The organism is Streptomyces sp. NPDC053493, from assembly GCF_044544825.1.
Classification (GTDB): Bacteria; Actinomycetota; Actinomycetes; order Streptomycetales; family Streptomycetaceae; genus Streptomyces.
Window position 1 is genome coordinate 425335 of record NZ_JBITXS010000005.1, and the last position, 17951, is coordinate 443285.

The window sequence follows — 17951 nt, forward strand, 5'->3', positions numbered from 1 at the left end:
GGCCTGCGGGGTCCCGGTGTCTTGGGACCGTAAGGCCGCGAGAGCCGCGGCCGCGGTTGACGCCACAGGAGGCGGCAATGAGTGGAAAGACGCAGGTCGTGGTGGTCGGTGGCGGGTACGCCGGAGTCATGGCGGCCAATCGCCTCACCCAGCGCGACGACGTGTCGGTGACGCTGGTCAACCCGCGCGCCGACTTCGTGCACCGCATCCGCCTGCACCAGCTGGTCGCGGGCACCGACGACGCGGTCGTCGACTACGGCAAGGTCCTCGCCGACGGCGTCCGGCTGACGGTCGACAGCGTGACCCGCATCGACGCGGCCGGGCGCGCCGTCGCCCTGGCGTCGGGAGACACCCTCCGCTACGACTACCTCGTCTACGCGGTGGGCAGCGGCAGCGCCGACCCGAGCGTGCCCGGAGCGGCCGAGTTCGCCTACCCGATCGGCACCCTCGAAGAGGCCGGGCGGCTCGGCCCGGCGCTCGAGGCCGCGCCCCTGACCGCGGCGGTGACGGTCGTCGGAGCCGGTCCGACCGGCATCGAGACGGCCGCCGAGCTCGCCGAGGCGGGCCGCTCCGTCACCCTGGTCTGCGGCGGCCTCCTCGGCCCCTACCTGCACGCCCGCGGCCGCCGCTCGGTCGCCCGCCGCCTGGCCGCCCTCGGCGTGACCGTCGTCGACGGGCCCGGGACCAAGGTCACGGCCGTGACCCGCGACGCCGTACGGCTGGCCGACGGCCGCGAACTGCCCAGCGCCGTCACCATCTGGACCGTCGGCTTCGGCGTCCCGGACCTGGCCGCGCGCAGCGGACTGAGCACCGACGCCCTCGGCCGCCTCCTCACCGACGAGACGCTGACCAGCGTCGACGACGACCGCATCATCGCCGCCGGCGACTCCGCCAACCCGTCCGGGCAGCCGCTGCGGATGAGCTGCCAGGCCGCCATGCCGATGGGCGCCCGCGCCGCCGACACCCTCCTCAGCCGGCTCACGGGCGAGCAGCCCGACACCCTCAGGCAGGCGTTCGCCGCCCAGTGCATCAGCCTGGGACGGCAGGCCGGCATCTTCCAGTTCGCCAACCGCTCCGACGTCGCCGTCGGCGTCCACCTCGGCGGCCGCACCGGCGCGAAGGTCAAGGAGCTGGTCTGCCAGGGCGTCATCAAGCACCTGACCGACGAGGCGGGCAAGCCCGGCTCCTACGGCCTGCACCGCATGTCCGACCGCGGCACCCGCCAGAATCGGCTGCGGGCCACGTCGGACGTGGCCCCCTCGGCCTCCAACGACGGGGCCCTGGCCGCCCGTTAGAAAGCAGAAGGACATGACCGAGCACGCCGCCGACCCGGCGACCGAGGCGTTCGTCGAGTACCGCAACCTGCTCTTCACCGTCGCGTACGAGATGCTCGGCTCGGCCGCCGACGCCGAGGACGTGCTCCAGGAGACCTGGCTGCGCTGGGTCGAGGTCGACCTGGAGCAGGTCCGCGACCGGCGCGCCTACCTCGTGCGGATCACCACCCGGCAGGCACTCAACCGGCTGCGCACCATGACGCGCCGCAAGGAGTCCTACGTCGGGCCGTGGCTGCCCGAGCCGCTGCTCACCTCGCCGGACGTGGCGCAGGACGCCGAACTCGCCGAGAGCGTGTCCATGGCGCTCATGCTCGTCCTGGAGACCCTGTCGCCCACCGAACGCGCCGTGTTCGTGCTGCGGGAGGTCTTCGACGTCGACTACGAGGAGATCGCGGCCGCCGTCGACAAGTCGCCGGCCGCCGTCCGGCAGATAGCGCACCGGGCCCGCCGGCACGTCGACGCCCGGCGGCCCCGCGCGACGGTCCCGGCGAGCGCGACCCGGGCGGCCCTGGAGTCCTTCCAGCGCGCGCTCGCCACCGGCGACCTGCAGGGCTTCCTCGACGTGCTCGCGCCCGAGGTCGTCTACCTGGGCGACGGCGGCGGCATCAAGCAGGCCTCGCGCCACCCGATCGTCGGCGCCCTCAAGGTGGCCCGCTTCGTCCTCGGCAGCATGGCGAAGAACGCGGCGAAGGTCACCAGCGAGCTCACCACGGTCAACGGCAACCCCGCCCTCGTCCTCAGCCTGGACGGCGAGCTGGACGGCGTCCTCGCCTTCCGCGTCGAAGGCGAGCACATCACCGGCCTCTACTACGTCCGCAACCCCGAGAAGCTCACCCGCGTCGAGGCCGCGACCCCGCTCACCCTGCGCTGAGAACGCCCCGCTCCACCGCCACGTGCGGGGCCAGGGCGGCCAGGAAGTCCGGCGCGTCGAACAGCGCGCCGGCCGACACGACGCCCGTGGCGCCCGTGGTGCGGCCGGACAGCAGACGCTCGACCGCCTCCACGGCGAGCGGCGCCGACACGGCGTAGATGTCCCGGCCCCGCGCCACCGCGCGGCGCTCCTCGTCACCCGCGCGGACACGCACGTCGACCAGGAAGGTCTGCGCGGACGCGCCGAACGGCTCGGCCGGGTCCGCCGGCACCGGCGGCGGCGTGTCCGCGGCGGTCACCTCGCGGGCCGCCTCGGTCGTCATGTACGTCCGCACCTCGGGGACGGCCAGGTGGCTCGGCACCGTGACCACGTCGGCCATGGTGAACTCGCCGATCACCGCCCGCGGCCCCACCGGCGCCGGGAACGTCCAGTCGAGCGTCGGCGGCGCGTCGTCCCGGTGCTGGAGGCGGCCGTCCGTGTGCACCAGGCGCCGGGCGCCGCGGCGGGCGCGGGAGACCGCGCTCGAGGCGCGCGTCCCGGCGGTCGGGTGCCAGCTGTCGAGGGCGTAGGCGATGTGGGCCTCGTCCGCCGCCGTCCACCCGCCCGCCGCCGCGGTCGTCAGCAGGTCGCCGAGCCCGCCGTAGAAGGCCATCGCCGGCAGCACCACCGCGCCCGCGGCCCGGGCCCGCTCGCCGAAGTCCGCGAACGTGTCGACGTTCGCCTCGATCTCGGCCGCCACGTCCACGTACGGGATCCCGGCGCGCAGCGCCGCCTCGATCACCGGCGCCGCGGTCGCCGCGAACGGGCCCGCGCAGTTGATCACGGCCGCCGCGCCCGCGAGCGCGCGGTCGAGCGAGGCCGGGTCGTCGACCGACGCCGTACGCGCCGGCAGGCCGTCCGCCATCGCCGCCAGCTTCCGCGCGTCACGGCCCGACAGCACCGGGACGAAGCCGCGCGCCCGCAGCTCCGCCACCACGAAACGGCCCGTGTGCCCGTAGGCGCCGTACACCACCACAGTCTTCTCCGAGGTCATGACGCCATCCTCGCCAGCACCCCGGCCCAGGCGTGAGTGTCGGAAACGACACGCCCCATACACTTCCCGACATGACTTCCACGGCGCCGCCGCACACCGTCGCGCTGGCCGTCACCGACGGCATGCTCCCCTTCGAACTCGCCATCGCCCAGGAGGTGTTCGCCACCCACTACGAGCTGACGGTCTGCGGGCCCGGACCGGTCGGGGCCGGGCGCTTCCTGCTCCGGCCGGACCACGGCCTCGACCGGCTCCCGTACGCCCGCACCGTCGTCGTCCCCGGCTGGGCCGACATCGACGTCGCCCCGCCCGCCGAACTCGTCGACGCCGTGCGCGCCGCCCACCAGGCCGGCGCCCGGGTCGCCTCGCTGTGCACCGGCGCGTTCGTGCTCGCCGCCGCCGGGCTGCTCGACGGGCGGCGGGCGACCACGCACTGGGGCCACACCGGCGACCTCGCCGCCCGCCATCCGCGGGTGACGGTCGACCCGGACGTGCTCTACGTGGACGAGGGCAGCGTGCTCACCTCCGCCGGCAAGGCCGCCGCCCTCGACCTGTGCCTGCACCTGGTGCGCCTCGACCACGGCTCGGCGGCCGCCAACACCGTCGCCCGCCGGCTCGTCGTGCCGCCCCACCGGGACGGCGGCCAGGCCCAGTTCGTCACCACCCCGGTGCCCGCGCCCGGCAACCACCCGCTGGCCGCCCTCCTCCCCTGGGTCATGGCCCGGCTCGACCGGCCCCTGAGCGTGGAGGACCTGGCCCGCCGGGCCGGGATGAGCTCCCGTCACCTGGCCCGCCACTTCCGGGCGGTCACCGGCACCACCCCGCTGCGCTGGCTGCTCGCCCAGCGGATCCGGCGCGCCCAGGAACTCCTGGAGACCACCGACGACGGCGTCGACAGCATCGCGGCGGCCACCGGCATGGGAACCGCCACGACACTGCGCCGGCACTTCCACCGCACGGTCGGCGTGCCGCCGGACACCTACCGGCGCACCTTCCGCCGCACGCCCGCCGCCGCCGACGGCCCGGCTCGGACGCGAGACGGCTCGGCACAGGCGCCAGACCGCACGCTCGGCGCCGGCGACGGGCCGGCACAGGCGCCAGACCGCACGCCCGGCGCCGCCGACGGCCCGGCACAGGCGCCAGACCGCACGCCCGGCGCCGGCGACGGGCCGGGTCAGGCGCCGACGTAGTCCGCGAGGTGCTCGGCGGTCAGCGTGGAGCGGGCGGCGACCAGATCGGACGGAGTGCCCTCGAACACGATGCGGCCGCCGTCGTGACCGGCCCCGGGACCGAGGTCGATGATCCAGTCGGCGTGCGCCATGACCGCCTGGTGGTGCTCGACCACGATCACCGACTTCCCCGAGTCGACGAGCCGGTCCAGCAGCCCGAGCAGCTGCTCCACGTCGGCCAGGTGCAGACCGGCGGTCGGCTCGTCCAGCACGTACACCCCGCCCTTCTCGCCCATGTGCGTGGCCAGCTTCAGCCGCTGCCGCTCGCCGCCGGACAGCGTGGTCAGCGGCTGGCCGAGGCTCAGATAGCCGAGGCCGACGTCGACGAGCCGCTCCAGGACGCGGTGGGCGGCGGGCGTGCGCGCCTCGCCCGCGCCGAAGAACCGCTCGGCCTCGCTCACGGGCATCGCCAGCACCTCGGCGATGTTCCGCCCGCCGAAGTGGTAGTCGAGCACCGACGCCTGGAAGCGCCGGCCCTCGCACTCCTCGCACACCGTGGCCACGCCGGCCATCATCGCCAGGTCCGTGTACACCACGCCGGCGCCGTTGCACCCCGGGCAGGCGCCCTCCGAATTGGCGCTGAACAGGGCCGGCTTCACCCCGTTGGCCTTGGCGAACGCCTTGCGGATCGGCTCGAGCAGCCCGGTGTACGTCGCCGGATTGCTGCGCCGCGAGCCGCGGATCGCGCCCTGGTCCACCGACACCACGCCCGCCCCGGCCGGGATCGAGCCGTGCACCAGCGAGCTCTTGCCGGAGCCGGCGACACCGGTGACGACGGTGAGGACACCGAGCGGGATGTCGACGTCCACGTCGTGCAGGTTGTTCGCCGACGCGCCGCGGATCTCCAGGCTGCCGGTGGGCTCGCGCACCGACTTCTTGAGCGAGGCCCGGTCACCGAAGTGGCGGCCGGTGACGGTGCCGCTGCGGCGCAGCCCGGCCACCGTGCCCTCGAAGCAGACGGTGCCGCCCGCCGAACCGGCGCCCGGGCCCAGGTCGACGACATGGTCGGCGATCGCGATCGTCTCCGGCTTGTGCTCCACGACCAGCACCGTGTTGCCCTTGTCGCGCAGCCGCAGCAGCAGGTCGTTCATGCGCTGGATGTCGTGCGGGTGCAGACCGGTGGTCGGCTCGTCGAAGACGTAGGTGACGTCGGTGAGCGAGGAGCCGAGGTGGCGGATCATCTTCACGCGCTGCGCCTCGCCGCCGGAGAGGGTGCCGGAGGGCCGGTCGAGCGCGAGATAGCCGAGGCCGATCTCCACGAACGAGTCGAGGGTCTGGCGCAGCGTCGCGAGCAGCGGCGCGACCGACGCGTCGTCGATGCCGCGCACCCACTCCGCCAGGTCGCTGATCTGCATCGCGCAGGCGTCCGCGATGCTGATCCCGCGGATCTTCGAGGAGCGGGCTCCGTCGTTGAGCCGGGTGCCGTCGCAGTCGGGGCAGGTGGCGAAGGTGACCGCGCGCTCCACGAAGGCGCGGACGTGCGGCTGGAGGGAGTCGATGTCCTTCGACAGCATCGACTTCTGGAGCTTGGGGATCAGGCCCTCGTAGGTGAGGTTGATGCCCTCGACCTTGATCTTGGTGGGCTCGCGGTGGAGCAGGTCGTTCAGCTCGCGCTTGGTGTAGCGGCGGATCGGCTTGTCCATGTCGAAGAAGCCGCTGCCGGAGAAGATCCGGCCGTACCAGCCGTCCATCGTGTAGCCGGGGATGGTGAGCGCGCCCTCGGCGAGCGACTTCGAGTCGTCGTACAGCGCGGTCAGGTCGATGTCGGAGACCGTGCCGCGGCCCTCGCAGCGCGGACACATGCCGCCGGTGATGTGGAAGCTGCGCCGCTCCTTGACGGTCCGTCCGGCCTTCTCCACCGAGACCGCGCCGGCGCCGCTGATCGAGGCGACGTTGAACGAGAAGGCCTTGGGCGAGCCGATGTGCGGCGTGCCGAGGCGGCTGAAGAGGATGCGCAGCATCGCGTTCGCGTCGGTGGCCGTGCCGACGGTGGACCGCGGGTCGCCGCCCATCCGCTGCTGGTCGACGGTGATGGCGGTGGTCAGGCCGTCGAGCACGTCGACCTCGGGGCGGGCGAGGGTCGGCATGAAGCCCTGCACGAAGGCGCTGTACGTCTCGTTGATCAGCCGCTGCGACTCGGCGGCGATCGTGTCGAACACCAGCGAGCTCTTGCCCGAGCCGGAGACACCGGTGAACACGGTGAGGCGACGCTTCGGGATCTCGATGCTGACGTCCTGGAGGTTGTTCTCGCGCGCGCCGTGCACGCGGATCAGGTCGTGACTGTCGGCGGCGTGCGGCTTGCTCATCGTCCCTCGTCTCTCCCGGCCGTGCTGTTCCGAGAGCCAGGCTAGGCGGGCGGCGGCGCCGTTGCTTCTCGATTCCTGCTCTCCTGTGGACAACCGCTCCGACCGCCGGGCCGGCCCTCCCGCGCCTGTGGACAACCCGGCCCGGTGGGGGTGCGGCGTGCGATCCTGGGGCTGTGACGCCGCCGACTCTGGACGACCTGGTGCGCCTGCGCAGGGCCCGGGACATGATGGACCGCGACTACGCGGAGCCGCTGGACGTTCCGGCCCTGGCCAGGGCCGCTCTGATGTCCGCGGGCCACTTCCAGCGCAGCTTCCGCGCCGCGTACGGGGAGACGCCGTACAGCTATCTCATGACCCGCCGCGTGGAGCGGGCGAAGGCGCTGCTGCGGCGCGGCGACCTGAGCGTGACGGAGGTCTGCTTCGCGGTGGGCTGTACGTCGCTGGGCTCGTTCAGCACGCGCTTCACGGAGCTGGTCGGGGAGAGCCCGAGCGCCTACCGGGCGCGGAACCACGAGGCGGGCGAGCCGATCCCGGCGTGCGTGGCGAAGTTCCTGACCCGGCCGACCCGCGCGCCCAGACCCGCCGGTCCGCCGAGCGCCTCCGAGCGCCCCGGCTCCACCGCTCCGTCCGAACCTGCGGCGACGTCCGAACCTGCGGCGCCTTCCGAAGCGATCAGGATCGGAGAAGCGAAAAGCGCCCCGGCCTCGTAGCGTCGTCGCCATGAACACCATCAACCTCTCGCAGTGCTTCATCGCCGTCGACGACCACGACAAGGCGCTCGCCTTCTACCGCGACGCGCTCGGCCTGGAGATCCGCAACGACGTCTCCTTCGAGGGCATGCGCTGGGTGACCGTCGGCTCACCGACCCAGCCGGACGTCGAGATCGTCCTGGAACCGCCGCTGGCCGACCCGAACGCGCCCGCCGCCGACCGCCAGGCCGCGGCCGAGCTCCTCGCCAAGGGCATGCTGCGCGGTGTCATCTTCCGCACCGACGACGTGGACGCCACCTTCGAGCGGATCCGCGCGGCGGGCGGCGAGGTCCTCCAGGAGCCCATGGACCAGCCGTACGGCGTGCGCGACTGCGCCTTCCGCGACCCGGCCGGCAACATGCTCCGCTTCAACCAGCCCCGCACCGCCTAGCCGACCACCTCGGCCACCCACCCCGCCACCACCGCGTAGTCCGCCGCCGTGAGCCCCGCCCCCGGGTCCACCCGGTGCAGCAACGCGGGCGCGGGATGGTGGGCCCGCACCCAGGTGCGGTCGGTCCCCAGCTCCGGCGGGCCGGCAGCCGCGAGCCGGTCGGGGCAGGGCGGCCCGCGGCGGGGCGGCGGGTGAGGGTGGGCGGGATCGTCCGCAACGGAACGGGTTTGGTTAGGCTGGAGCGTATGACTGCCATGGCGCCCACCCGGACCGAGCCCGATCTCTCCTATCTCCTCGACCACACCAGTCATGTGCTGCGCAGCCAGATGGCGGCGCGGCTCGCGGACATCGGGCTGACCGCGCGGATGCACTGCGTGCTCGTGCACGCGCTCGAGGAGGAGCGGACGCAGGCGCAGCTCGCGGAGATCGGCGACATGGACAAGACCACGATGGTGGTGACCGTGGACGCGCTGGAGAAGGCGGGTCTGGCCGAGCGGCGGCCGTCGAGCGTGGACCGGCGGGCGCGGATCATCGCGGTGACCGAGGAAGGCGCGAAGGTGGCCGCGCAGAGCCAGAAGATCGTCGACGAGGTGCACCAGGCCGCGCTCGGCTCGCTTCCCGCCGACGAGCGCGAGGTCCTGCTGCGCGCACTGAACCGCCTGGTCACGGGGCATCTGGAGACGCCCGTCGAGGGCCAGAGCACCGCCCGGAGGGCTCGCCAGAAGGGCAACTGACCGAGACCGCGGACCATCTACATCCGAGATAGATGGTCTGCAACAAAACTATCTGTTAGCGTTCTACCTGTCGCCTCACGACAGGAGAAACCGCTGTGCGCACCTCCCGCTGGACCGCCCTCGGCGTCCTCGCCACCTCCATGCTCATGACCGTCCTCGACGGCAGCATCGTCACCGTCGCCATGCCCGCCATCCAGGCCGACCTCGGCTTCAGCCCCGTCGGCCTCAGCTGGGTCGTCAACGCCTACCTCATCGCCTTCGGCGCCCTGCTCCTCCTCTCCGGCCGCCTCGGCGACCTCCTCGGCCGCAAGCGGATGTTCCTCGCCGGCACCGCCGTCTTCACCGCCGCCTCACTCCTCGCCGGCGTCGCCACCTCGCCCGGCCTCCTGATCGCCGCCCGCTTCCTCCAGGGCGTCGGCAGCGCGATGGCCTCCGCCGTCAGCCTCGGCATCCTCGTCACGCTCTTCACCGCGCCGCGCGAACGCGCCAAGGCCTTCGCGGTGTTCAGCTTCACCGGCGCCGCCGGCGCCTCCCTCGGCCAGGTCCTCGGCGGCCTCCTCACCGACGCGCTCACCTGGAACTGGATCTTCTTCATCAACCTGCCCATCGGCGCCGCCGCCCTCCTCGTCGCCCTGCCCGCGCTGCCCGCCGACCGCGGCCTCGGACTGCGGGCCGGCGCGGACGTCATCGGCGCCGTCCTGGTCACCTCGGGCCTGATGACCGGCATCTACGCGGTCGTCAAGATCGAGCAGTACGGGGCCGGTTCGGCCCACACCCTCGGCCTCGGCGCCCTCGCGCTCGTCCTCCTCGCCGGCTTCCTCGTCCGCCAGGCCACCGCCGCCCAGCCGCTGATGCCGCTGCGGATCCTGCGCTCCCGCCGCGTCGCCGGCGCCAACCTCGTCCAGATGCTGATGGTCGCCGCGCTGTTCTCCTTCCAGATCCTGGTCGCGCTCTACCTGCAGAAGGTCCAGGGCTACGGAGCCGCCGAGACGGGCCTCGCGATGCTGCCCGCCGCGGCCGTCATCGGCGCGGTCTCGCTCGGCCTGTCCACCCGCCTGATCACCCGCTTCGGCGAGCGCAACGTCCTGCTCACCGGTCTCGTCCTGCTCGTCGGCGTGCTCGGTCTGCTGACCCGCGTCCCCGTCCACGCCTCGTACGCCGTGGACCTGCTGCCGGTGATGCTGCTCGCCGCCGGCTTCGGCCTGGCGCTGCCCGCGCTGACCGCGCTCGGCATGTCCGGCGCCCGCGAGGAGGACGCCGGTCTCGCCTCCGGCCTCTTCAACACCACCCAGCAGATCGGCATGGCCGCCGGCATCGCGGTCCTGTCCACGCTGGCCGCCGCCCGCACCGAGTCCCTCACCGCCGCCGGCCGGCCCGCCGCCGAGGCCCTCACCGGCGGATACCACCTCGCCTTCGCCGTCGGCGCCGGACTCCTCGTCGCCGCCTTCGCGACCGCCTTCACCCTGCTCCGCACGCCACGGAAGGCGGCCGGGGCCGAACGGCCGAGGCCCGACGTCACGGTCGCCGCCTGAGCGCGGGCGGCAGCGGCTCCCGGTGGACGAGGTCCAGCCGGGAGACCGCCCGTGTGAGGACCACGTACAGCCGGTGCAGACCGCGCGGCTCGGCGGCCACGATCGCGGCCGGCTCGGCGACGACGACATGGTCGTACTCCAGGCCCTTGGCGAGCGTCGCCGGGACGACGGAGACACGGCCCCCACCCAGCCCCTCGATCCCCTCCCCGGCCCCGGACCGCCCGTCGCCGGGCCCGGACCGCCCGAGCGTCCCGGCCTCCACCGGACCGGCCTCCACCAGACCGGCCTCCGCGAGCCGTTCGGCGCACGTGCCGACGAACGCGTCCGCGGCGATCACGCCCACCGAGCCCTCGTCCTTCAGCGCCGCCCGCACCGCCTCGGCCACCCCGTCCGCCACGTCCGCCACCTGACGCACGCCCACCGTCCCGCCCGCCCGCAGCGACCGCCCGGCCCAGGCCGCCGCGCCCAGCTCCGGAAGGAGCCGGTTGGCCAGCCCGACGACCGCGGCCGGGACACGGAAACCGGTGGTCAGCGGCACCACCCGGGCGTCCGGCTTGCCCAGGTGGGCCAGCTGCTCGCCCCAGTCGCGGGCCGCCCACGGCGTCGTGCCCTGCGCCAGGTCGCCGAGCACGGTCAGCGAGCCGAACTCCGCCCGCCGCGCGATGACCCGGCACTCCATCGGCGACAGGTCCTGCGCCTCGTCCACGACCACGTGCCCGTATCCCTCGGGCCGCTCGATCAGGCCGGCCAGCTCGTCGAGCAGCACGAGGTCGGCCGCGCTCCAGCGGGCCCCGCGGTACGAGCGCGGAGGCTTCGCCCAGCGGATCGCGGCCCGCTCCTCCTCGCCCAGCGCCTCGTCGGCCGGGTCGGCCAGGAAGCCGGCCAGGACCTCCTCCGGCGTGACCTTGGGCCAGCAGGCGTCCACACACGCCGACACCGGCCGGGCCCGCTCGATCCGGCGCACCCAGGCGGCGCCGAGGACTCCCGCCCGCCGCTCCGCCTGCAGCTGCAGGGCCCGGACGATCCGGGCGCGGACCCGCTCCCGGCCGGTCGCGTAGGGCGGGGCCTCCTCCCGTACCGCCCGGACGACCGCGGCGAGTTCGTGCGCCGGAACGCGCCAGTGGTACGAGCCGTCCGGCACGCCCAGGTCCTGGGCGGGCGCCGCGTCCACCCGCGCGTACAGCGCCCGGCGCAGCACTCCGGCCATCCGCGCGTCGTGCTTGACCCGGGCCGCGGCCTCGCCGTCCGTCGCCCGCACCTCGTGACGGGCCGTCTCGTCCTCCACGGTGGACTGGCGCACGCCGGTCTCGCCGAGCGCGGGCAGCACCTCGGAGATGTAGGAGAGGAAGGTGCGGTTGGGGCCGAGGACGAGGAGTCCGGAGCGCTGGAGGCGCTGCGGATGGGTGTAGAGCAGATACGCGGCGCGGTGCAGGCCGACGGCGGTCTTTCCGGTGCCGGGAGCGCCCTGCACGCAGATCGAGTCGGCGGGGCCCGAGCGCACCAGGTCGTCCTGCTCGGGCTGGAGGGTCGCGGCGATGTCCCGCATGGGGCCGACGCGCGGCCGCTCGATCTCGCCGGCCAGCAGCGCGCTCACCGCGCCCGCCCCACCACCGCCTCCGGACGCCTCGCCCGCGCGCCCGACGTCCCCGGACACGCCGTCCACGGGCACGTCGCCCCCGGGCACGTCGTCCACGGACCCCGCGGGCCCCTCCCCCGCCAGGTGCTCGTCCTCCAGCGCCGTCAGGTCCTCCGAGGCGCCCTCGCTGCCCGGCGCCCAGCCGAACCGGCGGCGTCTGACGACGCCCTGCGGGTCCTGCGGCCCGGCCTGGTAGTACGCGCGGGAGACCGGGGCCCGCCAGTCGACGACGAGCGGCGGCGCGGCCGGGTCCTCGGCGATCCGGCGGCGGCCGATGTGATGGACCTGGCCGTCCTCCCGGTCGAGACGGCCGAAGAACAGCGGCCCCGGCGGCATCTCGCGGAAGACCTTGGCGCGGCTGCGCAGGTGGAAGCCGAGGGCTTCCGCGTCCGCTCCGGACGCGGCGGTGTCCTCGCCGATGACGACCTGCTCCTCGACGTCCTCGGTCATCCGGGCGAGGGCGGCGCGGCAGGCGTCGTGGTGGGTGCGTTCCTGGTCGAGGTCGTGGCGGAGGTCATGGCGAAGGTCCTGGAGCGACGTCATGCCGTCCAGGATAGCCAGAAAACGTTACTCGGTAATGTTTTTTATCCGGTCACACGAGTGCGCTGCTCGCCCGCTCACCGGTTCACCCGCGCGCCGCCTCCGACGACAGCGAAAGGCCCTCCTCCAGCCGCCGGAACGCCGCCCGCGTCGCCGCCACCGCACCCGGCAGCACCTGCTCGACCGACTCGCCCGCCGCGATCCGCCGCACGTTCTCCTCCCCGAGCACCCGCAGCACCGCCACGATCTGCGCCGCCGCCAGACGGGCCGCCAGCGGGTCCGCGCCGCCCAGCGCGGCCGCCAGCGCCTCCTCCGAACGGCCCTGGTACGTGTGCATGCCCGCCGCCAGCGCCGGCGTGCCGTACAGCAGCCGGTGGAAGGCGAGCACGCCCGGCGCGTCGTTGAGGCCCGTCACCGGATCGTGCCGCTCCAGGCCCGCGAGCACGTGGTCCCGCAGCGCCTCCAGCGGCGGCACGCCGGCCGCCCGGGCGGCGGCCACCACCCGGGCCGGCTCCTGCTCGTGATCGGCGAACCGGTGCAGTACCAGGTCCTCCTTCGCCGGGAAGTAGCGGAAGAGGGTCGGCTTGGAGACCTCCGCGGCGGCGGCGATCTCCGCGACCGACACCGCGTCGAAGCCCTTCTCCAGGAAGAGCCCGATGGCGACCTCGGAGAGCGTCCGCCGCGTCCGCTCCTTCTTCAGCTCCCGCAGCCCGCTCACGGCACCCTCCACCTGCTCAACCCGCCTTCGCCGCTTTCGATCAGAAGATGTCCATGCTCCACGGTCGCAGCGAGGTCCGCATCAGCAGGTCCGCCCTGGCCGCCGCGCCCGCCGTGGCCTCCTCCACGCGGCCGAGCGCCCGGAGCCGTAGCGCCGACTCGTCGCCCAGCGCGAGCGCCGCCAGGTCCGCCACGTCCAGGACCAGATCGGGCGCCTCGGACGTCGACGTCACCGCCCCGCCCTCCGGCGAGGCGTCCAGACGATAACGCCCGCCGGCGAGACCGGCCGCGTCGCGCACGTCGAGGACGAGCGTGCCCGACGTCGCGTACGTCCGCGGCTCCAGGACCTTCGCCACGTCCAGGACCCGCAGCCAGAGCATGTCGGCGTGCGTGACGACCTGCGCCGCGCGCGGGTCGGGCAGCAGCAGCGGCAGCACGTCGTCGGGCGCGCGGAAACCGGTCCTCACCCGGGTGATCCAGTCGATCGAGCACACGAAGCGCCACAGGGCGCGCTCGGCGGCCGGCGTGACCGCGATCAGATCCCGCACGGTCGCCGTCTGCACCGGCTGCTTGGCGTCGTTCCACTTGTCGTCCGAGGTGTACGCGACATAGCCCTCGACCTCGCCGGCCGCCGACCGGTAGACCGCGTAGAACGGCTCCGTCCACGGCTCGAACCGCGCCGCGTTGCCGGTGCCGACGTCCCAGCCGCGGGTGGTGCGGTCCGTGACGCCGGCCCGCCGAGCGGCGAACCGGCGGTGCAGCGCCGGGCCCTCCTTGCGGATCTCGGCACCGTCCGTGAGATCGATCCGGCCGCCGCCCTCCTCGGCGGTGGGCCCGGACCAGCGGCGGTCGAACCCGGTCCGGGTCACGTCCACGGCCCACTCGGTGGCCCAGGTGGCCACACCGAAGCCGTACCGCCCGTAGATCGGGTACTCGGCGGCGATCAGCGTCGCGCAGGCGTCGCCCCGCTCCTTCGCGAGCGCCAGGTCCTCCTTCATCATCCGGCTGAGCAGACCGCGCCTGCGGTGGGTCGGCGAGACCGTGACGGCGCTGATCGCGTTCGCGGCGAGGTCCGCGCCGCCGACGGTGCTCAGCCGCTGCTCGAAGGAGAGGAACGTGGCGATCATCCGGCCCTGGTCGAAGGCGCCGTAGGCCCGGGAGAGGTCCGTGTGCGGAAGGCGGTCGGCGACCTCCTCGTCGGACACCACGGGCGGCCGGAGGAAACCGACCCTCCTGGCCAGCAGCCACGCGGTGAACTCCGACTGGTCGATCGTGCGCACCTCAAGACTCATCCTTCGAGGCTATGCGGCCGCGTCACGGCGTCGCACCCGAGTTTCCAGGCCCTTCCGGCGGCCCTGAGACACGGCCCGGCGGCCCGAGACACGGCCCTCCCGCAGGGGCCCGTCCGGCGCCGGCCCTCCGCTCACGCCAGCAGGTCGTCGACCTGTGCCTCGCCCTCCCGATAGCGGCGGGCGATCTCCGCACTGCAGTCGTCGGCGGTGCGCTGGAGCTCGTGCCGGCGCCGCGACACCTGCTGCTCGTAGCCCGCGAGCCGCCCCATCGCCGTGTGCAGCTCCTTGTCCGTCCGCGCCGTCAGGTCCGACAGCTCGACCTCCGACAGCATCTCGGACGCGAGCCGTCGGTACTCCTCGCTGCGCGGCGTCGACAGGGTCACGTGCCGGGCCGACCGCGTCACCGCCCCGGGCCGCGACGGCGTGTCCGCGAGGATCTCCGAGAGGCGGTCCAGGACCGGCGCCTCCGGGTCACTGCGCCGCGCCAGCTCGGCCCGCAGGATGTCGATCCGGCCCTGCAGCATCCGCCGTACGTAGCTCAGGTCGGCCTCGTCGCGCTGCGCGTCGCGGCGCAGCACCCGCAGCTCCTCGAGCCGCAGCGCCGCGAGGTCCGGCCGCGGCCCGTCCGGCAGCTCCGGCTCGGCGGCCCGCTGCGCGGGCGGTCGCCCGACGGCGCGCCCCGCGGGCCGGCCGGCCCGGGTCAGCGGTACGGGTCCGGACGGCGTCTGCCCGGTGCCAGAAGCACTCATGTGAATCGTCCCCTCGACCGGTGCGGAAAAGGCACCGACTGACACGCATGGTGCCACTTGCGCCCCGGAGGACGCAGGCGGTCTGCACCCGTTCGGCCCTCGGCACGTCCGCCGGGAGGCGGATCGGTAGGTTGGTCGGTATGCGAGCAGTGGTGCAGAGGGTCGACGGCGCGAAGGTCGTCGTCGCAGGGGAGACCGTCGGCGAGATCGTCGGCGAAGGGCTGTGCGTCCTGGTCGGGGTGACCCATGACGACACTCCCGAGAAGGCGGCGCAATTGGCCAGAAAGCTCTGGTCCGTCCGGGTACTGGAGGGCGAGAAGTCCTGCTCCGACGTGAACGCGCCGCTCCTCGTGATCTCCCAGTTCACCCTCTACGGAGACGCCCGCAAGGGCCGCCGGCCCACCTGGAACGCGGCCGCGCCCGGCCCGGTCGCCGAGCCCCTGGTCGACGAGGTCGTGGCCCGGCTGCGGGAGCTGGGCGCGCACGTGGAAACGGGCCGGTTCGGAGCGGACATGCGCGTGTCGCTCACGAATCACGGCCCGTTCACGGTCCTGATCGAGGTCTGACGGCCCGGGGGCCGGGACGAAGCCCGGGGCCGGGACGAACGGCCTTACCGCCTTACGGCTCGACGACGGTCTCCTGCGCGGCCGCCGTCGTCCCCGCGATCAGCTCCGCGTCCACCGGCACGTTCCGCTTCACCAGCGCCAGCGCGATCGGCCCCAGCTCGTGGTGGCGCGCGGACGTCGTCACGAAGCCCAGCTGCCGGCCCTCCGCCCCGTCCGCCGCGAGCCGCACCGGCGTGCCGTGCCCCGGCAGCAGCACCTCGCTGCCGTCCAGGTGCAGGAAGACGAGCCGGCGCGGCGGCTTGCCCAGGTTCTGCACCCGGGCGACCGTCTCCTGGCCGCGGTAGCAGCCCTTCTGGAGGTGGACGGCGCTGCCGATCAGGCCGATCTCGTGCGGGATGGTGCGGTGGTCGGTCTCGAAACCGAGCCGGGGCCGGTGCGCCTCGACCCGCAGCGCCTCGTACGCGAGGATGCCGGCGGCCGGACCGTGCGAGCCGGCGAAGGACTCGAGATCGGCGCGCGGCAGGAACAGCTCGCGGCCGTGCGCCGTCTCCCGTACGGCCACGCCGTCCGGAGCCTGCGCGATCGACCCGGCCGGCAGGTGCACGACCGCGAAGTCCTCCGTACGGTCGGCGACCTCGACCCGGTAGAAGAACTTCATCGACTCCAGGTACGCGAGCAGCTCGGCCTGCGTCCCGGGCTCGACGTGCGCCCACACCGTCTCGCCGTCGTCGACGAGGTACAGCGCGTGCTCGATGTGCCCGTTGGCGGAGAGGATCAGCGCGTCGGTGGCCTGGCCGGCCGGCAGCTCGCTGACGTGCTGGGTGAGCAGCAGATGCAGCCAGCTCAGCCGGTCGTCGCCGGTGACGGTGACGACACCGCGGTGGGAGAGGTCGACGAAACCGGTGCCGTCGGCGAGGGTCCGCTGCTCGCGGAACAGATCGCCGTAGTGCGCGGCGACGCCTTCGTCACGGCCTTCGGCGGGGACGGCGCCGGGCAGGGACAGCAGAGGGCTCTTCATGGGAAAAGCCTACGACTCGGCGGCCGCGTCCTTCCTGGCACAGTCCTGACAGCGGCCGAAGATCGCGAAGTGCTTCAGGTCCGTGTCGAAACCGAAGGTCTCTCGGAGCTTGCCGGTGAACTCGGCCGCCACCTCCACGTCCGCCTCGATGACGTTCGTGCAGTCCCGGCAGACCAGGTGCAGATGGTGGTGCCGGTCGGCGAGGTGGTAGGTCGGGGCTCCGTGGCCCAGATGGGCGTGGCTGACCAGACCCAGCTCCTCCAGGAGCTCCAGGGTCCGGTAGACGGTGGAGATGTTCACGCCGGACGCGGTCTTGCGGACCTCGCCGAGGATGTCGTCGGGCGTCGCGTGCTCGAGCGTATCCACGGCCTCGAGGACAAGCTGGCGCTGGGGCGTCAGCCGGTAGCCGCGCTGCCGCAGGTCGCTCTTCCAGTCGGTGCTCACCACGCCCTCCAGTGTAGGAGGGCGCGGTGTGCGGGCCAGGCCCGCTCGGGCCCCTCGGGAGGAATCCGGCTCCTACTCGAAGAACTCCTCCTGAAAGGACTCCTACTTGAAGAAGGCGATGCCGTCGTCGGGCATGTCGGGGAGGTTGCGCGCCATCTCGGCGACCTCCTCGGGCGTGACGACCTTCTTCAGGTGCGCCGACATGTAGGGCCGCAGCGGCACCTCGGGCGTGGCCTTCTCGCCGACCCACATCAGGTCGCTCTTGACGTAGCCGTAGAGGCGCTTGCCGCCGCTGTACGGGCCGGAGGCGGCGGTGCGCGCGACGGCGTCGGTCGCGAGGTCGATCTGCGGCTTCTGGTCGGCGAGCTCGCCGTACCAGACCTCGACGATGCCCTGGTCGCGGACCATGACGATCTCGACCTTGCGGTCCTTGTCGATGCGCCAGTAGCCGCTCTCGCTCTCCAGCGGGCGGACCTTGTTGCCGTCGGCGTCCAGGACCCACGAGTGCGAGTGGTACTCGAGGAAGTCACGGCCGTCGTGGCTGAAGGTCACGGACTGGCCGAAGTTGCACTTCTCGGCGCCGGGGAAGTCGGAGACGCCCGCGCCCTCCCACGTGCCGAGCAGGAACGCGAGGGGGACGAGGTCCGGGTTGAGGTCGGACGGGATCTCGATCATGAGCAGCTCAGGCGATCTGTGTCTCGGTGGGCGGAGGGGTTCAGCGCTGGCCCTGGTACAGCTTCTTCACGGTCAGCCCGGCGAAGGCGAGCACGCCGACGCAGACCAGGACCAGCAGAGTCTCGAAGAAAACGATCA

The 17951-nt window shown here is 73.6% G+C and carries 16 protein-coding genes and 1 pseudogene; 8 read left to right on the forward strand and 9 right to left on the reverse strand.

Annotated features, from left to right (window positions below; translation table 11 throughout):
* Nucleotides 1-77: 77 nt before the first annotated feature.
* Nucleotides 78-1295, forward strand: a complete 1218-nt coding sequence (locus tag ACIGO8_RS18240) for an NAD(P)/FAD-dependent oxidoreductase (protein ID WP_399731107.1) — start codon at nucleotides 78-80, stop codon at nucleotides 1293-1295.
* A 13-nt stretch (nucleotides 1296-1308) separates the two neighbouring features.
* Nucleotides 1309-2205, forward strand: coding sequence for an RNA polymerase sigma-70 factor (locus ACIGO8_RS18245; protein WP_399731110.1), 897 nt, complete (start codon nucleotides 1309-1311; stop codon nucleotides 2203-2205).
* On the opposite strand, the gene ACIGO8_RS18250 is transcribed toward ACIGO8_RS18245, so the two are convergent.
* Nucleotides 2192-3238: a saccharopine dehydrogenase family protein gene (locus ACIGO8_RS18250; protein ID WP_399731113.1), complete on the reverse strand. Its 1047-nt coding sequence runs from the start codon at nucleotides 3236-3238 to the stop codon at nucleotides 2192-2194. The two genes, ACIGO8_RS18245 and ACIGO8_RS18250, sit on opposite strands and share 14 nt — an antisense overlap.
* 71 nt (nucleotides 3239-3309) lie before the next feature.
* Between ACIGO8_RS18250 and ACIGO8_RS18255 the strand changes: the two are divergent.
* Nucleotides 3310-4251: pseudogene (locus tag ACIGO8_RS18255) on the forward strand (helix-turn-helix domain-containing protein); the annotation flags it as partial.
* A gap of 158 nt (nucleotides 4252-4409) precedes the next feature.
* Here ACIGO8_RS18255 and ACIGO8_RS18260 read toward each other — a convergent pair.
* Nucleotides 4410-6770, reverse strand: a complete 2361-nt coding sequence (locus tag ACIGO8_RS18260; protein ID WP_399731116.1) for an ATP-binding cassette domain-containing protein — start codon at nucleotides 6768-6770, stop codon at nucleotides 4410-4412.
* Between the two features lie 224 nt (nucleotides 6771-6994).
* Here ACIGO8_RS18260 and ACIGO8_RS18265 point away from each other — a divergent pair, with 224 nt between their 5' ends.
* The 4 genes from ACIGO8_RS18265 to ACIGO8_RS18280 all read left to right on the forward strand — a co-directional run bounded on the left by ACIGO8_RS18265 (nucleotide 6995) and on the right by ACIGO8_RS18280 (nucleotide 10176).
* Complete coding sequence (locus ACIGO8_RS18265; protein WP_399731321.1) at nucleotides 6995-7480, forward strand: helix-turn-helix transcriptional regulator; 486 nt, start codon at nucleotides 6995-6997, stop codon at nucleotides 7478-7480.
* Nucleotides 7481-7490: 10 nt separating this feature from the next.
* Nucleotides 7491-7910 carry a VOC family protein gene (locus ACIGO8_RS18270; RefSeq protein WP_399731118.1) on the forward strand — a complete coding sequence of 140 codons (420 nt, stop codon included), beginning with the start codon at nucleotides 7491-7493 and terminating at the stop codon, nucleotides 7908-7910.
* 245 nt (nucleotides 7911-8155) lie between these two features.
* The gene (locus ACIGO8_RS18275; RefSeq protein ID WP_399731121.1) at nucleotides 8156-8644 is read left to right on the forward strand and encodes a MarR family winged helix-turn-helix transcriptional regulator; all 489 of its coding nucleotides are present in this window, start codon (nucleotides 8156-8158) and stop codon (nucleotides 8642-8644) included.
* Between the two features lie 140 nt (nucleotides 8645-8784).
* Nucleotides 8785-10176, forward strand: a complete 1392-nt coding sequence (locus tag ACIGO8_RS18280) for an MFS transporter (protein ID WP_399731324.1) — start codon at nucleotides 8785-8787, stop codon at nucleotides 10174-10176.
* Here the strand turns inward: ACIGO8_RS18280 and ACIGO8_RS18285 are convergent.
* The 4 genes from ACIGO8_RS18285 to ACIGO8_RS18300 form a co-directional block, all read right to left on the reverse strand.
* Nucleotides 10160-12355, reverse strand: coding sequence for a HelD family protein (locus ACIGO8_RS18285; protein ID WP_399731124.1), 2196 nt, complete (start codon nucleotides 12353-12355; stop codon nucleotides 10160-10162). The genes ACIGO8_RS18280 and ACIGO8_RS18285 overlap by 17 nt on opposite strands.
* Nucleotides 12356-12437: 82 nt before the next feature.
* Nucleotides 12438-13070 (reverse strand): TetR family transcriptional regulator, encoded by a 633-nt coding sequence (locus ACIGO8_RS18290; protein ID WP_399731127.1) that lies wholly within the window; start codon nucleotides 13068-13070, stop codon nucleotides 12438-12440.
* Nucleotides 13071-13110: 40 nt separating this feature from the next.
* Nucleotides 13111-14361, reverse strand: coding sequence for a GNAT family N-acetyltransferase (locus ACIGO8_RS18295; RefSeq protein ID WP_399731129.1), 1251 nt, complete (start codon nucleotides 14359-14361; stop codon nucleotides 13111-13113).
* 131 nt (nucleotides 14362-14492) lie between these two features.
* Nucleotides 14493-15110 carry an ABC transporter substrate-binding protein gene (locus tag ACIGO8_RS18300; protein ID WP_399731132.1) on the reverse strand — a complete coding sequence of 206 codons (618 nt, stop codon included), beginning with the start codon at nucleotides 15108-15110 and terminating at the stop codon, nucleotides 14493-14495.
* 140 nt (nucleotides 15111-15250) lie between these two features.
* On the opposite strand from ACIGO8_RS18300, the gene dtd reads away from it, so the two are divergent.
* Nucleotides 15251-15676 (forward strand): D-aminoacyl-tRNA deacylase, encoded by a 426-nt coding sequence (gene dtd / locus ACIGO8_RS18305; RefSeq protein ID WP_399731134.1) that lies wholly within the window; start codon nucleotides 15251-15253, stop codon nucleotides 15674-15676.
* 52 nt (nucleotides 15677-15728) lie between these two features.
* On the opposite strand, the gene ACIGO8_RS18310 is transcribed toward dtd, so the two are convergent.
* From ACIGO8_RS18310 to ACIGO8_RS18320, 3 genes are all read right to left on the reverse strand, one after another.
* Nucleotides 15729-16694, reverse strand: a complete 966-nt coding sequence (locus tag ACIGO8_RS18310) for a YgfZ/GcvT domain-containing protein (protein ID WP_399731137.1) — start codon at nucleotides 16692-16694, stop codon at nucleotides 15729-15731.
* Between the two features lie 9 nt (nucleotides 16695-16703).
* Complete coding sequence (locus tag ACIGO8_RS18315) at nucleotides 16704-17141, reverse strand: Fur family transcriptional regulator (RefSeq protein ID WP_399731139.1); 438 nt, start codon at nucleotides 17139-17141, stop codon at nucleotides 16704-16706.
* A gap of 99 nt (nucleotides 17142-17240) precedes the next feature.
* Complete coding sequence (locus ACIGO8_RS18320) at nucleotides 17241-17813, reverse strand: FABP family protein (RefSeq protein ID WP_399731142.1); 573 nt, start codon at nucleotides 17811-17813, stop codon at nucleotides 17241-17243.
* Nucleotides 17814-17951 lie beyond the last annotated feature (138 nt).